Source organism: Halomonas eurihalina (assembly GCF_008274785.1).
Lineage (GTDB): Bacteria > Pseudomonadota > Gammaproteobacteria > Pseudomonadales > Halomonadaceae > Halomonas > Halomonas eurihalina.
Map to the genome: position 1 here is coordinate 48,682 of NZ_VTPU01000002.1, position 17,154 is coordinate 65,835.

A 17,154-nucleotide genomic window follows, 5' to 3' on the forward strand; every position below is an offset into this window, starting at 1 on the left:
AGGGATTGGCATCAGTGAACATGGCCCACCCCCGGTTTATCTGTACCCGGCTCGCGATTGGGCTTGGTCGCCCCGACCGCGTGGATAGCCTCGGCCCATTCGAGGTAGAGGTCGGCAGCGATGGCCTTGATCTGATCGGCGCAAGACGGTGCCTTACGACCAGAAGGGTTGCGATGCTCCGGCTGGCTTTGGAGCGCTGCTGAGCGATACGCGGAAAGATTGACCAGCGGCGTGTCGAGCACACGAATGCCATGATCCTCGACTTCGGCGTACATGCTGCGGATGCTGTCCGATATATCGCGGGCATCCTTCAGCTAATCGGTCATCTTGTTGAGGAGGATCGAGACGGGAGGGACATCGAAGCGCGTGTACTGAGTGAGCTCACGCATCTCGCTGAGCATCCCCTGTGCACCACGCACGAATTCACGGGCAGTCAGCAACTCGGGGGCAATGGGGGAAACGAGGTGATCAGCAGCGAGAACGGCCATCTCGAGCAGGATAGAGCGAGCGCCCAGTGTATCGATGAGGATGGCGTCGTAGCGATCCGAGAAGCGTTCGAGTAACCCGATCAGGCGGAACCGACCATTGGGTGCGTTGAGCAGCAGCTGCTGCAACTGATTCCGATAGTCGTTGGAGACAACGATATCGAGATTGGGAATGGACGTCCGGGATATGATCTGGTCGAGGTCAGCCAGGTCAGTGGCGAGCAGTTTGTACACCCCGCAGGAGCAGGATGGGTCAGCTCATAATAGGAAAGGGTAGGCTGGGAGTCCGGGTCAATGAGGAGGGCCTTGAATTCTGCATCAGCGAGCAAGCCGCCAAGGTTGGCGGTCGTGGTGGTTTGCTGACGCGCGCTCTTGGAAGGGATGATGGATGCGATGCGCATGCAAAAGCCCCGTGTCGCGATAGGCGAACGGGGCAAGCATATATCTACAGAGGAGGCGCCTTGGCGCTGTTCCGCAACCCTGCGATGTTAAAGGGTTTCCCGATGGTGCCGGCACCAGGAGTCGAACCCGGGACCTACTGATTACAAGTCAATTGCGGGTTTCTGGGCGGCTGGAATAGCGCAGTCGCCATGCGCTATGAAAATTGTCATTCCCCAAGCGTGCAAGGAGGGCCTATTCCGGCCTATTTGCTCTATTGCACTACATTGGCGCTTAGAAGCATGGCCAACACCGACAGGGATGTCAACCCACCAATCATACGTTGTGGCTAAGTGAGGAGGGGCATCCCTCCTCACCTCTCACCGCCCCTGTTTAGCTAAACTGGCACACACCTGTTCAACGCACGGCGCATCGCTTCAACGTCTGGATGTATGTACTCCATCGTGGTGCGTATGTCGGAGTGGTTCAGGATGTTCTGCGTGATATGGATATTCCTTTCGGGACTATTCATGAGACTCGTTCCCAGGAAGTGACGGAAACGGTGAGGAGACATCTTGTACCCCGTGAGCTCCGACAACGACTGAAAGAATCTCTCTACCTGCCATGTATCCATCGTCGTTCTTTTATGGCGATGGCTAAACCGGTTCACATTAAAGAGTTGATCCTCTCTTTTGAACCCAGAGTTATGAGCAGCGACTATTAATTGACGCATATATGGATACAGCCCATCAGGTATTGGAATTATACTCTCAGAATGCGTTTTCGATCCTACAGCGGACGTACGGAAAACACGTTTTTTCAGATTTACGTCACCAGCCTCTATGTGCAACAACTGGTTCAATCGTATTCCCGTGTAGAAGAATGTTTCCATCAGGCTCTGCCAGAACCAGGCAGGATGTATTTTTGAGCGTTCATCGTAGCAATGTTCATACCGTCGGCAGACCTCAAGCACCTCCCTGGCATAGCGTATCTGCAAGGGTTGCAACGATCTTTTGGGTACCTTTGGTTGCTTGACCGATACATCCAGGAAAGGATTTTTGTAACACGCAATCAACTGATGCTTGATACCGAAGCTATAGAGCGCCTTGAGGTGCCTCACGTAGTTATTCCAGCTTGATTCAGTGATGCCATCAGGCTTGTCCCTGGTGCGAATGATCGACACCCGCCAATCAATCACCATCTGTCGTGTCACCATGCTTGGATAAGCTTCATGGCCTAAGTAACGACGGAACAATCGGACGACACCTGTGTAGGTGCTTACGGTTTTAGGGCGAAGATGTTTGTCAGCAGCATAACGACTCAACAATTCCAAGAACGACACATCATTCATCTGAAACTCCCTTTTCTCCCTTGGTAGTTACAAGAGTCAAAACCCAGTTATCAGGTGGGATCTTCTGACTCACAAACCCAGGATCCTTGATCAAATAACCCATCAAAGTCCCGGTTTTATTCTGTCCTTCGACAGAAACTTTATGAATATTCTGCCCTTGGGTTCTGACATGTGCACCCAACTTTTGGAATCGCTTCTGAACCGTTTGCCATTGATTTTTTTCATTCAACACGCTGGTACAGAAACGCTTAAAAATGCCGGGGCTGACAAGGAAGTAGGTACCATTAACGGTATGTACCGGGGCCTTTGTGTCATTGATAACGATGGAATGGTCCGCTAGACCTGTAGTGGCATAGTGAATCTGGCCACCTGATTTTGAGTGTATGATCACTCACATAGACAGTCAGGGGCAGATGATGGCGAAGAAAAGAAGGTTCAGTCCAGAATTTCGCTTGGAGGCGGCCCAGCTCGTGGTCGATCAAGGTTACACGCTGAAGGCAGCGTGTGAAGCCATGGGAGTAGGCAAGTCCACCATGGAGTATTGGGTACGTAGACTTCGGGCTGAGCGGGCAGGCAAGGCACCGCTGAAAGGTGAGGCACTGACGCCGGAGCAGCGAGAGATTCAGGAGCTGAAGCGTACGCTGCGGCAGGTAGAGGAAGAGAAGGCAATATTAAAAAAGGCTACCGCTCTCTTGATGTCGGACTCCCTGAACAATTCTCGATAATCGAGCGACTTGAAGAGAGCTATGCGGTGCAGCACTTGTGCCAAGTGTTTGGGGTGCATCGTAGTAGCTACCGGGCCTGGCGTGACCGGGAAAGAAGGCCCTGTGAGGCTGAGCAGAAGCTGCTGGATCAGGTGATCGAAGCGTATACCCTCAGTAACGGCTCGGCCGGCGCTCGTAGCATCGCCAACATGGTCACGCAGGCTGGAACACCACTGAGTCGTTACCGGGCCAGCAGACGGATGAAACAGCTGGGGTTAGTGAGCACACAGCCACCAAGCCACGCCTACAAGACAGCTGATCAACCGCACCAGGATATCCCGAACGTTCTCGACCGGGAATTCGAGGTAAAGGGTCCCAATCAGGTATGGACTGGCGACATTACCTATATTTGGTCAGGGTCACGCTGGGCTTATCTGGCAGTGGTCATCGATTTATATGCCCGTAAACCCGTAGGCTGGGGATTGTCCTTGTCTCCGGATACGGAGCTGGTGAAGAAGGCACTGATCATGGCCTACGAATCGCGTGGAGAGCCACCAAACATCCTATTTCATTCGGATCAGGGCTGTCAGTATACCAGCCTGGCATTCCGACAGATGCTCTGGCGCTTCCGGATGACACAGAGTCTCAGTCGCCGAGGAAATTGCTGGGATAATGCCCGAACAGAGCGCTTTTTCAGGAGCTTGAAAACGGAATGGATGCCAGAGATTGGCTACCCCAGCGTTGCGGCGGCGAAGCAATCTGTCACTGATTATATGATCGGTTACTACAGCAGCCTCAGACCGCACAGGCATAACGATGGGCTACCGCCGAATGTAGCAGAAAAGAACTACTGGAATGCTCAAAGCCCGGTGGCCAAGAACACTTGACCACTACACTCATCCACCGACAGAAAGCGCACATCCGGCGATGTCCTCGCGGCCAGGCCTCGCTTGACCGCCCGCTTCATGATGCCGTCAAAGCGGTCCAACTCAGTTGCAATTGCCGACTGACAGCCTGAATCGACGCCTCCTTCAGCCACTCAATCACGAGGGCCTCAAAGAGCGCGGTGTAACGACTATTGCCTTCTGCCCAAGGCACCTGGATCGTCAGGCAGCCGTGTTCTGGGCAACGGACACGTGGCACATTCGCCACCACCTGGGTCTGGAACTGACAGGTGTCGAGATGTCGCCACTGACGGCGTCGTTTGTCGTATCGCGGGGAAGGTTGGCCACACCGGGGACAGCATAGGCTGGCAGAAGCCTCGCATTCGACCAGACCGCTATCCTCATCAAGGTCCACATGGCTGACGAACCATGGAGTGGAAAGGCCGAGGATACGTTCGTATAGCGGGTTCTGGTGCATGGTCTTCCCATCATAGTGTGATCATGACAGGAACTATGATGGAAGAACTGAAGGCCAGTTGGAACCAGCACCCACTACATTAGATGATGACCCATATTTGAACAGATATGGCGTGGTATAGTATCTCTCTTCACTTCTTCGGCCTTTGCAGAAGTTTCCTCATGGCTCCGATACCGTCCAAGCGGCTTGGTCGTAACGCTGCGTCTCATGTAGACTTGGGTATCAACTGGAACATAATGTTGATTGGGCATGGTCAGGTTTGCAGGTAGATCTGGCAAAATTACCGAGAAAGGACGGCGCACCTTGAGTCTCTCTCAAACTCTCACCCGGTGGTTCCTCTCTTTTAAGAGCAACAATTTCGAGACGGCAGCCATTCTCAAGAAACACGTCAGGGACATTGGCACGCAAAAGGCGCCGGATGTCCCGACATCGTTGCGGTCCCTGTGCGACGTCAGTGAATTCTGGCTCCACGACCAGAGGATCATCCAGTTGACGCCCAAGGAGAAGAAGTCAGACGATCATATCCTCTACATCCACGGTGGCGGTTACATTCACGAGTTGGTGCGCGCCCATTGGTCCATCATCACGCAGCTGGTAAAGCACACGGGTGCGACCATCACGGTGCCGCTCTACGCCTTGGCGCCGAAACATGATCATACCAAAGCAACGCCCATGATGGATGCGCTCTACGATCAGATTACCGTTGACAGGGCAGGACAACGGACCTTCGTTGCCGGTGACAGTGCAGGCGGTAACTTCACACTCAGCCTAGCGCTCCGCCGACGCGATGCCGGCAAGTCGCTCCCGGATGGGCTCATTCTCTATTCTCCATGGCTGGATTTCCAGCTTAAGGCCGATGGCATTCGCGACGTCGAGCCGAAGGACATAATGCTGGGCGTCGGTGGCATTCTTGTGTGCAGCCAATGGTGGGCCGGTAGTGCTGATCATGCGTCTTCGTATTTCAGCATGGTCAATGCCGACCCGGAAGGGCTGCCCCCTGTCGCGATCTTCAACGGAGACCTGGATCTTCTGGTCGTCGACGCGCGTCGCTTCGCTGACCTTTGTAGGTCGCGGGGGGTCGAAACCTTCTACAAGGAATATCCAGGCGGGTTTCACGTTTTCATGGGAGCCACGTTCACACCAGAGGCTCGCGACGTGTTTCGTGAGACGAGAAGGTTCATGGACCAAGCAAACACACCATTGCGTAAACACAGGTAGTGGCGCTTTGATCGATACCGTTGACGGCATCGAAGTTCGTGTCTCGCTTGGCCGAAGGTTCAGGCGCGCTGCTGCCGCTGACGCCTCCAGCGAGCGATAATGCGATGGGTAACATGGGAAGCACGACTGCGGTGCGTAGAATCAAAGCCATAGATTGTTTACCTTTGTTGTTGGAATGTATTCGGCCCGTCTTAGAGGCGTTTTATAATAGGGGCCGATTGAAGTATTGACATTCAGCTTCTTGAGTCAGACTTTACTATCTCATGCCGTTTGAGATCCGTGAGTGATTGGTCTGGCCAAATACCATGATTTGAACGGACAATTTGATGCTGCGGGATCGGGAACAGTACAAAGAAAATGGGGCCGTTGCGTGCCACACCCGACGAATAATCCTGCGGTGGGCTCACCTGAACAGTCGCAAGGTCAACATCTTTGGGATATACCACCGATCCATGCAACCACGTACTCCTGTAGAGGCTGTACTGGCCTTTTCCCCACATTCCATGCGTCATCTTTGATCGATCTTCAGTTTGCCGTGACCACCACGATCATTCGGGACGCGATGGCCCCTAGCGTTTGCCGACACTCTCTGGCCAAGGTCGGTTTTATCGACTAGCCCACTAACTTACGGGCGAACAACTTCATAAAGACGGCCAGATACAACCAACCTTGTCAGGCACAAAGGTAAGTGATGTCGGTGATCCAACCCTGATCAGGATGCTCGACGGTAAACTCCCACCGCAGCTGATAGCCAGCCATCAGCGGGGTAACATCTCCCTTTCTGTCTGACCAGAGCCAACCGATGAAGCAGATCTCTTCCGCCTAGGCTGAGCACTATAATAAGAAGAAGGTTACCTGCCGTGAGCAGTTCCTGGTCCAGATGGAGGCCTTGGTGCTCTGGCAACGGTTGGTCGAGGGGGGGCAGCCGCCCTACCATACCCTTATGGGCCTGATTGTAGGGCGGACGCATCATGCAGATATCTAGCTTTAGGTTGCGGGCGAAGACGCCGGTATGAGCTTCTGACCGGCTACCACCAACAAGAAACCCACCATATACATCAGCAGGCTATAGACCATCACTGGCACCGACATCTCGCTGGATTCCAGCAAGGTCAGCGTCACCATAAATGCCAGAGTGCCGTTCTTGATACCCAGTTCCACGGCCACGGCCATGGATTCCCACCGCGACAGACCCAGCACCCGGCTGAAGCCTAGTCCGACGATGATACCGGCCAGGTTGAGCAGCAAGGTGGCCGGCCCAGCGTCAAGGAACAGCTGCACCAGGCGATCCCTTGACTCCCACAGCAGCAAGATGCTCAGCAGCAGCAAAACTGCCGCGCCAAAGCGGCTGACACCATTCTCCATCCGCTGGGCTCGCTCTGGCCAGCGGCTGCGGATCAGCATACCGGTAGCAACCGGTAGCAGTACGATCACTGCCAGCATGGTAATGGTCTTGCCCACTGGCAGGGTGATCTCCGCGCTTTCACCGAAGTATTGCACCAGCGCCAGGTTGGTGAAGAACGGCAGGCTGAGGATGGCGATCAGGCTGGCAGACACCGTCAGCAGGATAGACAGAGCAACGTTGCCCCGAGACAACAGGGTAAACAGATTGGACGTGGCACCACCGGGGCAAGCCGCGATGACAACCAGACCAACGGCCAGTGCTGGTGTTAGGCTCAGCATGGACGCAATAGCAAACGCGGCCATGGGCATCAGCAATATCTGAGCAATGGTACCGACGATCATGCCTTTGGGGTTGAGTGTCACCTGCCCAAAATCACGCACGGTGAGCGTCAAGCCAATGCCGACCATGATAATGAACAGTGAGACCGGCAAGCCGATCGAAAACAGAGGGCTGGATTCCAAGGGAGAATCTCCTGAATAGTCGTTATTTTCGCTGTCAGAGAGCCAGTTAAGTGCCCGGATATGGGCCGGGAGCGCCACCGAGTCATTGATGGGTGGCTACCAGCCCCGATGTTCTTCAAGCGATTGAAGATTCAGCGTTTCAAAAGGTGCCCACGATGCCTACAGCGCGTTTTACCCCCGGCCATAGATGGCATCACGTACAGCATTGGGAAAGGGCCCCAGTGTGCCGGCGAGCGTCGTATTGGTCAGGCTGACGACACTCAGCTCGCGAGCCGGATCGACAAACCATTTATGCCCATATACGCCTCCCCAGCTCCAGGTCCCGGCGCTCACAGGCAAGTTGGCAGCCGCCGGATCCCTGCAAATGCCGCACCCCAGACCAAAGCCCCAACCGGGTTCAGCTAAATTGGCCTCGAGTTCTCCGACAACATTGGTCGTAAATCGCTCGACACTTTCCGGCTTTAGCAGCGGGCCACCACCCTGACGCAGAGCTTCCAGTAGCTTTAGTGTATCGATGGCAGTACCCGCCATGCCACCGCCGCCCGAGGGAAAGGTTCTGGCATCGAAGATGCTGTCAGGTACAAAGTTCAATGTTAAACCGTTGAATGTAATCTGGTGACGAGCCCCCATGCACTCCGGAGGCTGGCCTGCCTCGGGGCTATTGGCGTAAGGAACAGCGAGCCGAGATGTATCAACGACCGAGAAGGTTGTATCGGTGATAGTCAGAGGGTCCGTGACTCGCCGGCGAATCACCTCTGGTAACGTACAGCCGTCCACCACCTCTAATACGGCGCCGAGGACATCGCTCGCCACCGAGTATCCCCAGGAGGTTCCAGGCTCATAAGACAAGGGCAGCGACGCTATGCGCTTCACATTCTCTGCCAATGTTATCCCTGTTGCGTCGATACCATCTGACACACCAGCCCGCCGATAAGCCCCCCCCTCCGGTTCAAGAAACCCATAGGTCAAACCCGCTGTATGTGACATCAGATGACGTATTCTGATGATTGACTCTTCACCATCCGCGGTTCTTGGTCGGAAGTAAGTCAGGTATTTCGTGACCGGGTCATCGAGAGCGAGCTTCCCTTCTTCAACCATCTGCATGGCAGCGACGGTGACATATAACTTGGTTACCGAGGCCAGCCTGAAGATTGCGTCCTCACGCATGGGAGTACTCGCTTCACGATCGAGAAGGCCGGCGGCGCGTCGATAGATGAGAGCGCCTTTTCTGGCCACCATGACCACAGCCCCCACGACAAGATTATCGGCCAGCGCTTGGTCGATGGCAGCGTCGAGCGCCGGGGAAAAATCAGCGCCTACCTCAGAGCCTTTGGCGGAATTGCTTACAAGACTGGCCTCGGCCGTCAGATAGGATTTGTCATCGTTTTCCATGATACCTCCTGCGGTAGTGTTTGGTTGCTCATTGACACGAAAATTCTTCTGCGGTCATCCCTCCTGATTTCTGAGCATGTTTACGAAGCACGGACACGGCAATTAACATGGAGAGCAGAGCGAGCACGGCGGCACCCGAGATATAGGCGCCGACGCTAAAATCATCCCTGGCACTAGTGATCCTCAATCCTCTGAGCGCTTCATTGACCTGAAGCGCCTTGACCGCCGCTCGCAGCTCCTGAATGGCCGAGCGCGAGAGCGTGTTGATAGCCTTGTCTTTCAGGTCGAAAGTGAGAGTGGCGATATCATCACGATTCCTAGTCACCGTGATGCCATGATCCTGATAGAGCACTAATCTCCCCCCAGCGTAGTGGCGCCGACTCCCCTCGACATATCGAGCACCAAGTCCAATATGATGCATGCCCCATTGATGGAGCGGTCCCAAGCCGGCCCCTAGATCTTGGTACTCAGCACAAGCACAGTAGAATTTATCGTGATATTGTTTTCTGCCTTCTGCCCAAGCATGACTTTTGCTTTCACACTCCAGGGACGGTTGGCAAGCATGAACGTCTTCTGCACTAAGGGCCCAGAGGAAAAGCCATATCTTCTTTTCCCATCCGAGCCTGAAATATCGGCAGCAACACGAGGGTCAGGAGATCCATCATCCTCAATCTGATAGAACGTATCGAAGGCAACACCAAGCCGCCATTTCCCATAAAGTTCGCTGACCGCAAATGACAGATGTACAAGGTCACCAGAGGCGTAGTCTGTTGCATCATTTTTCAAGTAATGATTATAGTAGAGTCGCGCACTGATATCGGTAACATCCCCCCCCAACACACCCTTTGTTGAAAGAGTTACTGCTGCATTGGGAACAATATCCCAGATATTACCTCCACGCTGCGGCACACCCTTTTTCCCCTCGTCTACATTATATTTTCCTACTGGAATCACAGCCCCCAATCCAGCTCCAATGGTTACACCAAATGGATCAGACTCTGGGGTCAGATTTCTGCTCCAGAAGAATAAGTCCGAATAGATATCTCCCATCCCTCTTGAGCACTTCTCCCTCGAGGAAGAAACTCCGAAGCAGAGTTCCCCATATGACTGACTAATGGAACTTGCGACACTCCCCCCCAGAACCTCAAAGGGGTAAACGTAGAGGAGAGAATAAGCGAGCGTCTTTGACGAGCCTACAGGGTCAGGATATATCTCATCCCCATTCTTGTCGTAGATGCCCGTCATATCGACATAGATCCCCCCGAGTGCGCCATAGAGACCGGGGGGCGGCAATACCGCCGCACGAGCATCACTGCCTCCTATGGGCCCTACCGTCGTGGCCGCTTCCCCAGCATAAGCAAAATTATTTACCACCAGGGCCACAACCAGAAGCCCCCCCTTGACAGCCCGCATCCTATACAACGACATACGAGATGCGATATCCAATCTTGTATTTATCATCTCACACCTTCCAGCACCTTTACATGGTGTAACCCCGCGAGATCGGCTCTCGCTTTCAGAATAACTCAGAGTAATTTTATAACCATCCACAACACAGCGTGAGTCAAATCTCTGACACATTTATGGATATAAAACAATGAAACTCACATCTTTGCCAAAACCGGGACCTCGTTCCATCCTATGCACATTACCGGCGCACCCCTTGAAGGACCATATTTATATCGTCTCGACTTCCACTCTCATCATATAAAACATTAATGCGAGCACCTGATACATTAGCGGCATCATCTTCTTCTCAGGCTTCACGTTAATGGGCAATAGCTTTTCACCTATTGAATTTCCTGGGTCAGGCCTCCTCCATAGATAATCCTGATACTGCTCTCCATATAGACATCTTCTTGGTCTAAGCCGACTATTTCATTGAACTTCTCCAGCCTAGTGTCGGCACTCTCAAGCAGGCTCTGGATACCCTTTCTCGTCATCACCTGCTCATAGACTTCATTGGAATGCGCATTCTCTTTGATCTGACTCATGCCCCCCCCCCCTTGTGTTATTTGTTTCAGTCTAAACATCATGTCGGTATATTTAGTGTTATTGAAGGCACCTCGATAGGCCTTGCCAGTCGGGGGACGGGCAATGGAAACAATCACAGCATCATGCATGATCAGGCTCCTGTACCCTCAAGAGTGACACCCAGCGCCTTCGCCGCCTGAGTCACAAATTTCATTGTCTGCCCCTGCGCATCCTGCAGCATCGCCTGGTCGCGCGAGTCCAGGAGCTTGGAAAGGTTTGACGCAATATTCTCGGGAGTCTGCTCGTCAGGGGCCAGGTAGATGCCATTGGTCTCGTAGATACGCGTTACAGCATACCCACCTGCTCCCGCGCAGAGGATGAGACGGGAAGGCGCCTGGTCCTGTACGAGATAGAGAAGGCCGGCCGTTACGCTTTCCACTGTCATCAAGTCAAGGCACGCTCTGGGAACAAGATCTTCCGTCATGCGTGTTGCGGCGGTTGGTGACAGCGTGTTGATATGAATGCCGTATCTGGCGCCCTCCAAATGCAGAGCATTCATCAACCCTACGACCCCCATCTTGGCCGCCCCATAGTTGGCCTGGCCGAAATTGCCGTAGAGCCCGGAGGAAGAGGAGGTCATGACGATACGGCCGTACTGTTGCTCGCGCATCGTTTCCCAGACTGCCCTGGTACAGTTGGCAGAGCCCATCAGGTGAACGTCAACCACCGCCTTGAAGTCCTCGACATCCATCTTCGAGAAGGATTTATCGCGCAGGATGCCGGCATTGTTGACCAGAATGTCGACCCGGCCCCATTTCTTTCTGGCCTTGGACACCATGGCCTGAACCTGAGCGTAGTCGGCCACATTGGCGCTGCTCGCCATCGCCTCGCCCCCGAGGCTGCGGATCTCTTCGACAACGAGATCCGCCGCATCCCGCGAACCATCATTGCCGTCTACCGCACTACCAAGGTCATTAACGACCACTTTCGCTCCACGCGCAGCAAGTCCCAGAGCATGGGAACGGCCAAGTCCATTGCCGGCCCCCGTGATAATCGCTACTCGTCCATCAAACCGCACTGTCATGTTGCCTCCCTGGGTCTGTTCTTTATGTCGTCTCTACGCCTGTCTTCGACATGATGAGGCGCCTTTGCAAGGCTTCCATTTCGAAAATGGGATGCCGACGTCGTTAGACCGATAACAGTGACGCTTTCATCTAAAGTGCAACCTGCACGGTCGTAGTCAATGCCCCTACTCATGGAACGTCATCGCCGTGTACGAGCTCATGAACGCCACTCTGCAATTGGGGTATTTCAACTTTTAAATCAATGCATTAGCGATGACATTGATCATGTAGTCGAGCTCGACCCACGCCACAGAGCGGTCTCTCTCCTGTAGGGCCGGGTGGGCCGATATCTCTGCCGCTGCCATCCGAAGCATGGCATCAAAGTCCGGGTAGCTCCCAGTGGCTGGCATCAGACGCATGGGCGTACTCCCTCACGGGATGGATTGCCTTGTCTTCCCGTCTCGAGAGCCTTCGTGACGCAGTGCCTCAGCGAGGTGAGTTCGCATCTTGATGACCTACTCGACAGAAATTGAATATTAAGAACAGTTTCAGAATCCATCATCCATCCTTCAAAATATAATATCTCATTGTTTTTGCTAATTTTTTTATAAAAACGTGTGCAGAACTACTTTGTCTTTACAAAAACTTTACTCAATATTCATTCTTGGTTGAATTCAATGTAGTCTTTTATCTCTTGCCATGCAAACGCTCGCAGTGAAGGCGGCCCCTCCCCGAATTCTGGACAAGACCCCCGGTACACACCGAGACGCTCCCCACCGCGAGAGGTTGTGCTTCACCAACGAGCAGGTTGCCTACGCACTGGGGACATGCGGAGGTCGGTTCCCCGATTGCAGACGTGTGGATGTCCTTTCAAGAATGCTCGGAGCACTCCGTAAAAACGACAGCTGGCCCGCCCGAGATGCTTTACGGCCAACACATGGCAGTCTGCAGCGCCCTTGCCGCGTCACGTTCGGCGCTCTATCACCACAGTCAAGCGCAGGATCAGCGCCCTGTTCTTCTATGGATTCAGAAAGTCACCACCACACGAGTGCGTTACGGTTATCGGCGGGTACATGCACTGTTCAAACGCGAAGGCCGGAACGTCAGCCACAAGCGCGTGTATCGGCTGTATCGAGAAACGGACCTCTCCCTTCAGCACAAGCAAGCCAGACGACGACCGGATGGCTGCACTTCGTCGTGTACGAGTGCTCGCCACGGCAACGGCTCAAGCGTGGAGCATGGACTTCATCAGTGGCACCTTGTTCAATGGCCAGCGACTACGCGCCCTGACACTGACTGATGAATACAGCCGAGAAGGCCTGGCGAATCAAGTTGATGGTTACATTGGAGCTGAAAGTGTAGTTGGGACCATGACAAGGATTTTCCAGCAGGGACACCGACCTGTCTGGCCCCATGTCAATAGCCGTCCCAAATTCGCCTCGCGCGCAATAGATCACTTAACATACTGAAAGGGGCGTAACGCAGGATTTCAACCTCCCGGGCAAGCCGAAGGATAATGCTCTTGCGGAGTCTTTAAACGGAAAATTCGGGGCAGAATGCCTAGCCTCCCATTGGTTCCTGTCGATGGACGATGCTCGCGACAAGACATAAGCCTGGCGACAGAACTAAAATCAGGTCAGGTCTCATTCATCCCTGAAACGACGCTTTCGACACCGCCCACATCGCCAACTAGATTCAGGCATTGAGGGACGACAAGAGGGACATATTTCGGGCAACCGGAGCGGCACGACTGGCAGCGGAGTTCCTGAACCTGTCAGCCATAACCGAATTCGCTGAAAGATATCATCAATCAATGTTCTCCAGCGGCAAAGAGGTCGGGTTTTCCAGCAATGTCCGGTTCTGATATGGGGTGAGGTTCAATCTTGGTCAGCGTCGACATCTGACGCCTCTTCAGCATTCGATGAAAACAGCCGGGACAGGAAGTTCCCGGGCAACAGCGAGCAGGTCTTCCGCCCCAGACGAGAAACTCAGGTGTGGTGAGCAGCTCGTAGCTGATGGAAAGTATGCGGAGGCCATGCCCATCATTCCAATGTTGCCATCACCAAGTGGCCATACCACTGACGCGGTCTCGAGCGGCAAGTGCACAAGCGAGAAGTTTCTTAAGAGCAGCCCGGGGTCTCGGCACGGTGTGCAGTTTGAGCTCCATCTCGGTACTCCTGAGTGAACTGATGGAGGAACTCTCTGGTTGCTATCAGAGAATAGCTCTTTCAGCTCAAGTAAACACCCGAGATCCGACATGCTATAGAATAGAGCGAGGCTTGATCCCATATAGAAACATATTGGAGAAGTGATCAGCTACGGCCACAGGAGGCCAGCGTGTGCATTTCCTGAACCAGACAGGGTACCAGTGCTCCATTCCAGACATGATTCTATGCGCAAAGTAGCCATCAACTCCTCGGAACTCTCCAAGCCTTATTGAGTTCTTGAATCGCTCCTGTACCGCATCAACAATTGACAGGACTTCGGAGACATAGGCATTTCTATGATTCTGGGCCAGATAGTTGATGTTATGATACGTTTCCTTGGGGCCGCATGGAGTGTCATGCAACATCAAAAGCAACCTATTTATTTGAATGACGTAATCGGAAGTCCTAGCCCATTGCGCAGCCACATGGGCGGCTATTTCAGCCTCCCTTTTCAGAGAGCGCGTTAGGCATGCATAAAGAAGATCTTCCTTGCTATCGAAATGGTAGTAAATGCCGGACCGTGTCATACCAGCATCTAATGCGATCTGCTCAAGTGATGCTCCCATAGCCCCTTTTCTATTGAAGTTATCTGACGCGATTCTCAATAATTGATCAAATTTGGATAAACGCTTGCTCAAGCCTGCCTGTGCCTCAAGGAAGGGGGAGAGATCAGGAAGAGGAGGTGAGACGGATGCCTTCAGATCACGGCGGCAGACACCATGGGTAACAATGTCATCAATACTATCAATCGCCTGCTGGTGTGTGTAGTAATCATGTTCAGAAAACCAGAAAGGCACCCAGTCAAGGATGGAAATTAGCGCCACGGAAGTAAGTAATGGCTCATTGCTTTCTACTGAGCCGTCCTCGACACCTTGCTGTACGATAGCCGCTAGTTTCTCAACATTCTTCCAGCGACTTTCATGTACAATCTGGCAGAATTTTTCCGGCAACGCATCTATATCAGTGAAAAGGATCATGCGCGGGCTATCTGGACTCAGCCTGCCACGCAGAAATCGACGTATAATCTCCAGTCCATCGATGCCGGGTTCTGACGCCGCTTCCAGCTCCTGACTATAGATATTCAATCCACGTAGATAACACTGGAATATCAGCTCCTTTTTATCTCTAAAATAGTGATAAAGAGCACTTGGAACCATGTCGAGCTGCGATGCGATCTGCTCCAGGGTAATTCTTTCATAAGAATGCCGTGCGAACATGCTTGATGCTTTTGCTAGAATCTCGTCTGACTTAATGGCCAAGCTGCCTCCCTGAACATACTGGCTTATCTAGTATCGTCATTTCCTGAACGTAGTGTCGGTAGTCTCAGACGCCAAATGCTACACTACTTACCGAAGTCCGGATGATTGACGGTCTGCTTGCAAAAGAATCTCGACCGTTTTTCCAGCAAGCTTTTCCAACATGTGACCAAGTACCTTGCGGTGCAATCTCATGCTCCAGCCACAACATCATTGAGAGTGCTCGAGCCCGTGATACAAGGAGGAAAAGGCCCACACTGAATGTAGACTCGCACTTGATGAAGTGCCATTTGGATGGCTTCAATGTGCCCCTCCATTCCTTCGACGCGCGTAGCATCGTACTACTAACCAGGCTACTCGCGGAAGATCTCACAGAGGAAACTGCCGCTAAGGCGAGTAGGAACAGACCACACAACCGTGCCTGCTCTGGTTAGTTGCAGGACGTATACTTTGGAAGAATGTCCTGCCACTGGGAACCCCTGTGGTCCACTGGTAAACACCTGAATCGTCGCGGAATTCCCGGAGGCTCCAAACCTTGAGAGGATGGAGCCATGAGCACTTCCAAACGATATACACCTGAAGCCCGTCAGCGTGCAGTCCACATGGTATTCGGCCACGATGCCGACTAGCCCTCGCAGTGGGCGGCCATCGGCGCCATTGCATACCGGGTCATCGGCTGGCGAGTTCCCTCCCACACCCGCACACCCGCACCGACATGATGCTGGATGCTCTGGAGCAGGCACTTCATGAACGTCCTCAGCAACATGGCAGCGACTTGACCCACCACAGCGATAGGAGGCCGTTCAATATGTCTCGATTCGATATACCCTAAGCACAACATTAAAAACCCCTCCGAAGAGGGGCTGGGGTTCAAGCGACCAGTTGCCTGGCTAACTCCATCTCGACCGACTCGCCGTCGCTGTTGAGCGAATCCAGGCCCGACTCGGGTATGTCCCCGGATGTGCTCTGCGCCACAGCAATTTTGCTGGCCATCAGCCGCAGACAGGCGATCTGTGAAGTCTCGGCGTAGCCGAAGAAGATCACACGCACCGCCCGGTGTTGACCGATCCGCCACGATCGACGTGCCGCCTGCTGGAGTGTGTAGACGTTCCATCCCGTCTGCATGAATGCGATCGTCGGGAAGTCGAGTAGATCGAGGCCCGTCTTCACCAACTCGGGGTTGGTGATCAGAACATCGATCCCCTTCTCGACCTGATCCGCGATCCAGTCTTCCCGCCGACTGGTGTCGACGCTCGAGCGCAGCACGGCCACTTTCAACCCTGCCTGCTCGAGGACGCGCTTCAGGCGACTCGTCATCAAAGATCGACTTGGTGAAGTTGATCAAATCCCGCGATCGCGGGTGTTTGACCGTCTCAGGCCGGAAACAGCAATCAGGCCACGCCAGAAGTACATTGAGCACCACACCCAACAAGGTGGTGTCCTTGCGTGCCAATGCTTCCTTGAGCGCCTGTGTCAGCTCCCGGGAGAGCCTGTCATAGGCACTGGCCTGGTCTGACGACATCGGCACTTCCACAAACTCCTCTTCATACGGCGGAAGTACATCACCACCGATGTCCTTGAGCTTGAGGAACACCGTGAACGGCAACACATAGCGCAGTATGCCCTTCGGGCCGAACCCCGGTGCCTTGACCGTGCGCACCGACGTTTTCCGGCCCTTCGCCGTCTTGTGCCCAATGCCTTCACGCTCGGAGTAGATGTCCTTGAGAACGCCATGTTCCCGCATGAAGGCCATGGACGCCGCACCCAGTGAGTTGCGCTGGGGACGGTAGCCGTCCTCGATCATCACCGGCGTCAGAACCCGGAAGAGCAGATAGAACAGGTCATCGGCATAGCCACCCATTAGCGTGCCGGTCAGCAGTAGCGTCTTGCGTGCCTT

At 53.6% G+C, this 17,154-nt stretch carries 16 protein-coding genes and 2 pseudogenes; 5 read left to right on the top strand and 13 right to left on the bottom strand.

Going from position 1 to position 17,154, the window contains the following annotated elements; all coding sequences use genetic code 11:
* Positions 1–11: 11 nt before the first annotated feature.
* The 4 genes from FZZ93_RS03160 to FZZ93_RS18725 all read right to left on the bottom strand — a co-directional run bounded on the left by FZZ93_RS03160 (position 12) and on the right by FZZ93_RS18725 (position 2,605).
* A complete protein-coding gene (locus FZZ93_RS03160; protein WP_149320889.1) occupies positions 12–275 on the bottom strand; it encodes a hypothetical protein in 264 nt (87 codons plus the stop codon).
* A gap of 39 nt (positions 276–314) precedes the next feature.
* On the bottom strand, positions 315–719 hold the full coding sequence (locus FZZ93_RS03165; protein WP_149320890.1) for a ParA family protein: 405 nt from the start codon (positions 717–719) through the stop codon (positions 315–317).
* 541 nt (positions 720–1,260) lie between these two features.
* A complete protein-coding gene (locus FZZ93_RS03170) occupies positions 1,261–2,214 on the bottom strand; it encodes a tyrosine-type recombinase/integrase (RefSeq protein ID WP_149320891.1) in 954 nt (317 codons plus the stop codon).
* Entirely contained in the window at positions 2,207–2,605 is a 399-nt protein-coding gene (locus FZZ93_RS18725) for a conjugal transfer nickase/helicase domain-containing protein (protein WP_149320892.1), read from the bottom strand. Before FZZ93_RS18725 ends, FZZ93_RS03170 begins: the two co-directional genes overlap by 8 nt.
* Between FZZ93_RS18725 and FZZ93_RS03180 the strand changes: the two genes are divergently transcribed.
* Positions 2,598–3,805 (top strand): IS3 family transposase gene (locus FZZ93_RS03180; RefSeq protein WP_407650234.1). Its coding sequence is split into 2 segments (ribosomal slippage): positions 2,598–2,895 and positions 2,895–3,805, totalling 1,209 coding nucleotides; the frame shifts between segments, so codons are not numbered across the junction. The genes FZZ93_RS18725 and FZZ93_RS03180 overlap by 8 nt on opposite strands.
* A 76-nt stretch (positions 3,806–3,881) precedes the next feature.
* Here FZZ93_RS03180 and FZZ93_RS03185 read toward each other — a convergent pair.
* On the bottom strand, positions 3,882–4,280 hold the full coding sequence (locus FZZ93_RS03185; protein WP_149320893.1) for a helix-turn-helix domain-containing protein: 399 nt from the start codon (positions 4,278–4,280) through the stop codon (positions 3,882–3,884).
* 303 nt (positions 4,281–4,583) lie between these two features.
* Between FZZ93_RS03185 and FZZ93_RS03190 the strand changes: the two genes are divergently transcribed.
* A complete protein-coding gene (locus FZZ93_RS03190; RefSeq protein ID WP_187774451.1) occupies positions 4,584–5,498 on the top strand; it encodes an alpha/beta hydrolase in 915 nt (304 codons plus the stop codon).
* A gap of 987 nt (positions 5,499–6,485) precedes the next feature.
* On the opposite strand, the gene FZZ93_RS03200 is transcribed toward FZZ93_RS03190, so the two are convergent.
* The 6 genes from FZZ93_RS03200 to FZZ93_RS03225 all read right to left on the bottom strand — a co-directional run bounded on the left by FZZ93_RS03200 (position 6,486) and on the right by FZZ93_RS03225 (position 11,814).
* On the bottom strand, positions 6,486–7,364 hold the full coding sequence (locus FZZ93_RS03200; protein WP_149320895.1) for a bile acid:sodium symporter family protein: 879 nt from the start codon (positions 7,362–7,364) through the stop codon (positions 6,486–6,488).
* 171 nt (positions 7,365–7,535) lie between these two features.
* Entirely contained in the window at positions 7,536–8,756 is a 1,221-nt protein-coding gene (locus tag FZZ93_RS03205) for a serine hydrolase domain-containing protein (RefSeq protein WP_149320896.1), read from the bottom strand.
* A 28-nt stretch (positions 8,757–8,784) separates the two neighbouring features.
* Positions 8,785–9,108 carry a hypothetical protein gene (locus FZZ93_RS03210; RefSeq protein ID WP_149320897.1) on the bottom strand — a complete coding sequence of 108 codons (324 nt, stop codon included), beginning with the start codon at positions 9,106–9,108 and terminating at the stop codon, positions 8,785–8,787.
* A 101-nt stretch (positions 9,109–9,209) separates the two neighbouring features.
* Complete coding sequence (locus FZZ93_RS03215) at positions 9,210–10,001, bottom strand: transporter (protein ID WP_187774452.1); 792 nt, start codon at positions 9,999–10,001, stop codon at positions 9,210–9,212.
* Between the two features lie 545 nt (positions 10,002–10,546).
* Positions 10,547–10,879 (bottom strand): hypothetical protein, encoded by a 333-nt coding sequence (locus FZZ93_RS03220; protein ID WP_149320899.1) that lies wholly within the window; start codon positions 10,877–10,879, stop codon positions 10,547–10,549.
* Positions 10,880–10,881: 2 nt separating this feature from the next.
* Positions 10,882–11,814, bottom strand: a complete 933-nt coding sequence (locus tag FZZ93_RS03225) for an SDR family NAD(P)-dependent oxidoreductase (protein ID WP_149320900.1) — start codon at positions 11,812–11,814, stop codon at positions 10,882–10,884.
* 917 nt (positions 11,815–12,731) lie between these two features.
* On the opposite strand from FZZ93_RS03225, the gene FZZ93_RS18730 reads away from it, so the two are divergent.
* Both FZZ93_RS18730 and FZZ93_RS18735 read left to right on the top strand, forming a co-directional pair.
* Positions 12,732–13,094 carry an IS3 family transposase gene (locus FZZ93_RS18730; RefSeq protein ID WP_425460608.1) on the top strand — a complete coding sequence of 121 codons (363 nt, stop codon included), beginning with the start codon at positions 12,732–12,734 and terminating at the stop codon, positions 13,092–13,094.
* 173 nt (positions 13,095–13,267) lie between these two features.
* A pseudogene (locus FZZ93_RS18735) lies at positions 13,268–13,399 on the top strand (integrase core domain-containing protein); the annotation flags it as partial.
* A gap of 655 nt (positions 13,400–14,054) precedes the next feature.
* On the opposite strand, the gene FZZ93_RS03240 reads toward FZZ93_RS18735, so the two are convergent.
* Entirely contained in the window at positions 14,055–15,260 is a 1,206-nt protein-coding gene (locus FZZ93_RS03240; RefSeq protein ID WP_223111760.1) for a TetR/AcrR family transcriptional regulator, read from the bottom strand.
* Between the two features lie 644 nt (positions 15,261–15,904).
* Here FZZ93_RS03240 and FZZ93_RS18505 point away from each other — a divergent pair.
* Positions 15,905–16,085, top strand: a pseudogene (locus FZZ93_RS18505) (IS3 family transposase); the annotation flags it as partial.
* Positions 16,086–16,127: 42 nt separating this feature from the next.
* On the opposite strand, the gene FZZ93_RS18740 reads toward FZZ93_RS18505, so the two are convergent.
* Complete coding sequence (locus tag FZZ93_RS18740) at positions 16,128–16,574, bottom strand: helicase-related protein (RefSeq protein WP_425460609.1); 447 nt, start codon at positions 16,572–16,574, stop codon at positions 16,128–16,130.
* Positions 16,575–17,154 lie beyond the last annotated feature (580 nt).

Coding starts and splice junctions, on each gene's coding strand:
- FZZ93_RS03185 (WP_149320893.1), bottom strand. CDS start 4,280: ATGCACCAGAACCCGCTATACGAACGTATCCTCGGCCTTTCCACTCCA.
- FZZ93_RS03205 (WP_149320896.1), bottom strand. CDS start 8,756: ATGGAAAACGATGACAAATCCTATCTGACGGCCGAGGCCAGTCTTGTA.
- FZZ93_RS03170 (WP_149320891.1), bottom strand. CDS start 2,214: ATGAATGATGTGTCGTTCTTGGAATTGTTGAGTCGTTATGCTGCTGAC.
- FZZ93_RS03220 (WP_149320899.1), bottom strand. CDS start 10,879: ATGCATGATGCTGTGATTGTTTCCATTGCCCGTCCCCCGACTGGCAAG.
- FZZ93_RS03160 (WP_149320889.1), bottom strand. CDS start 275: ATGTACGCCGAAGTCGAGGATCATGGCATTCGTGTGCTCGACACGCCG.
- FZZ93_RS03215 (WP_187774452.1), bottom strand. CDS start 10,001: ATGACGGGCATCTACGACAAGAATGGGGATGAGATATATCCTGACCCT.
- FZZ93_RS03225 (WP_149320900.1), bottom strand. CDS start 11,814: ATGACAGTGCGGTTTGATGGACGAGTAGCGATTATCACGGGGGCCGGC.
- FZZ93_RS18740 (WP_425460609.1), bottom strand. CDS start 16,574: ATGACGAGTCGCCTGAAGCGCGTCCTCGAGCAGGCAGGGTTGAAAGTG.
- FZZ93_RS18730 (WP_425460608.1), top strand. CDS start 12,732: ATGGCAGTCTGCAGCGCCCTTGCCGCGTCACGTTCGGCGCTCTATCAC.